Here is a 2,956-nt window from a genome sequence, read left to right on the forward strand (position 1 = left end):
ATCATGATATGTGGGTGATCTGACGCATCCAGTGTCAGGCTGATCATGTCGGTTGTCGGCTCGATCGAGGAGGCCCCACAATGAATGCTTTCGTCCCAGCGCTGGTCCGGCCGCCTGGCGAAATTCCACGACTCGGCGAACCACTTCTCGATGAATACCTACGCTTCGTCGCTGCGAGAGCACGAACCAACACCCTCCTGGCACAGACGTTCGACCTGAAAGTCTTCTTCACCATCATCGGCAAGGAACCGACGCAGGTGAGCACCAGCGATGTACTGGCTTTCATTCAAGCGCAACGACTTCCACGCAAAGAGAATGTGGTCCGCCTCAGCGACGGCGAATCGGGACTGGCCACCTCGACCATCAAACGTCGACTGGCGTCGATCTCCGGCCTGTTCTCCTACCTCCATGAGCGTGGGCTGGTCGAGAAGAATCCCGTGCCGCGAGGCCTCTCGACCCGGTCAGGACGCTCTCACGTTCGCGGGACCCCACTGATCAGAGCGCCGCGGCGCCTCCCACGGGTACTGAGCCCCGACGAGGTCAACGCACTATTGGCCGCGCTACGCTGCGAACGAGACCGGGCGATGGTCCTGTTGATGCTGTTCGGCGGACTACGCCGATGCGAGGTGCTGGGCTTACGGATGCCCGATGTCCGACCCGGTGAGCGACGAGTGTTCGTCGCCGCCGGCAAAGGCGGCCACCAACGCATCGTCCCGGTCGCACCGACCTTCTTCGAAAGCCTCGGCCGCTATCTCGACGCCGAACGCCCGATCGACAGTGCCACCGATCATGTCTTCGTGGTCCTCAAACGTCCCAGACGCGGCAACCCGCTTTCCGCGGCCGGTCTCGATGAAATTCTCTCCGGCGCCCGAGTTCGAGGCGGGTTACCTCATGCGACATGTCACGAACTTCGACACACCTGCTTCACCCGACTCCGCGAATCGGGGATGGCGTTGGAGGCGATTCAAGCTCAAGCCGGGCACGCATCCATCGAGTCCACACGCATCTATCTGCATCTGGCCAACGACTGGCTGATCGGCGAGTATTCCAAGGCGATGGACATTCTCGACGGCATCGCCGGTGACATCCCTGGAGATGCGAAATGAGCGTTCCGACAGACTCTTTGAGAAAACCTGAGTCAACCGCGGCCCGCACATACGTTCACGCGGTCACCAATGCACATGCCCACCGAACCCGACTCCGGGCTGTCCTGCGGTTCGAGGACAGGTTCGGTGATCTCGGCGCATGGAACGCGCTACCGGTGTCGGCGCGCATGGCAGCTCCCGACATCGTGCGCGCGTTCGTTGCCTTCGCGGCCGTCTTCGAGTCGGTGGCCGTCGATGCGATCTATGTTGTGCAATCATCATCGAAATGGGGCGCCCATCTGGCCGAACGTGAACCCGTAGCTGCTTCCACATTCCGCACGCAGGCAACAAGTTTGGGATTCTGCGAGCGCGAGGCAGGGAAGATGTGGTCCAAACTCGCGCAGATCTGTGTCATCGCCGGCGCCACGACCGAGGCGCTCACCTCGGCGGAGTATGTCGCGGCCCGGGCCCAGTTTCATTCCGCCGTAGTCGCCAAGGTCGGGCGTGCACCGAAATCGTTGAACGCGCCACTCTTTGGGCTCGATGCGCTCATGTTCCATCGCGGCCAAGGACCCCGGCCACATCCGCGCAAACGCTGGGCAGCACGATCGGTGCCCGAGATCGGTTGGGACCGCGCCGAGGAGTGCGCGCCCGTCATGGTCGCTACGATGCGCCGTTACCTCGACCAGATCGGCATCAGCCTGCGGGTCTCGTCGGTGGACTGCATCGAGACCACACTGCGCCAGTTCGCCGGCCATCTGGCCACCACCAGCGACGTAGTCTGCGTCGCCGACATCGACCGCACCCACATCGAGGCCTACAAGACCTGGTTGGCGGCACGGCCGGGGTATCGCAAGAACACGAACCTGTCCAAGACCACCATCGGCATGCGCATGGGGCACCTGAGCGCGTTCTATCAACGCATCATCGAATGGGACTATCCTGATATCCCTGCCCGAGCGCCGGTCTACTCCTCGGACCGGCCGATCAAGGACAAGCCGCTACCGCGATTCCTCGACGACGGCGCCGCCGCCAAGTTCTTGACCGCAGCCCGCAACCTGCCCGACGAGTTCGGTCGCCTCGCCATCGAAATGCTCTCACGTACCGGCATGCGCAAAGGCGAACTCCTCGACCTGACAATCGATTCGGTCGTCCAGATCGGTTCCGCCTACTGGCTCCGCATCCCCGTCGGCAAGCTCCACAACGACCGGTACGTCCCCTTGCATCCCCAACTCAAAACAATGATCGACACCTGGCTTGAGCACCGACCGGACTGGCAGGACAGTCCGCTGCTCTTCACCGACCGCGGTCGTCCGATCCCGGGCACCCGAATCGACAAGGCAGTCCAATCCGCTGCTGCCGCAGCGGGAATCGGCCACGTCCACCCTCATCAGCTGCGGCACACACTCGCGACGCAGGCCATCAACCGGGGTATGAGCCTCGAGGCGATCGCCGCATTGCTCGGGCACAAGACAATGGAGATGACGATGGTCTATGCCCGAATCGCGGACCGGACCGTTGCCGACCAATACTTCTCCGTCACAGAGAAAGTCGAAGCCCTCTACAGTAAACACGAACCCGCCGTCCTGCCTGCCGAGGACGAGCCCGCCGCGATGCGCAAACTCCGCGCCGAAGCCCACCGGCGGATGCTCGGTAACGGCTACTGCGCACGCCCAGTCGAACTCGACTGCCACTTCGAGTCGATCTGCGAGTCATGCACGTTCTTCGTCACCACCATCGAGTTTCTCCCCACCCTCACCCGTCAGCGAGACGACGCCGCAGACAAGGGCCAGATCGGGCGGCAGAAGGTCTTCGACGGACTTATCCAGCGACTCGACGACACGGGCACTTGACATCGATCACCCACATAA

2 protein-coding genes are annotated in these 2,956 nt (G+C 62.5%); both read left to right on the forward strand.

All coding sequences use genetic code 11. The features are described from left to right. Nucleotides 1-80: 80 nt before the first annotated feature. Nucleotides 81-1,106 (forward strand): tyrosine-type recombinase/integrase, encoded by a 1,026-nt coding sequence (locus ATN37_RS00215; protein WP_003943780.1) that lies wholly within the window; start codon nt 81-83, stop codon nt 1,104-1,106. Continuing rightward, a complete protein-coding gene (locus tag ATN37_RS00220; RefSeq protein ID WP_006359314.1) occupies nt 1,103-2,938 on the forward strand; it encodes a tyrosine-type recombinase/integrase in 1,836 nt (611 codons plus the stop codon). Before ATN37_RS00215 ends, ATN37_RS00220 begins: the two co-directional genes overlap by 4 nt. The last annotated feature ends 18 nt before the right edge of the window (nt 2,939-2,956 follow it).

This window comes from Rhodococcus sp. MH15 (assembly GCF_019266045.1).
GTDB classification, from domain to species: domain Bacteria; phylum Actinomycetota; class Actinomycetes; order Mycobacteriales; family Mycobacteriaceae; genus Rhodococcus_F; species Rhodococcus_F qingshengii.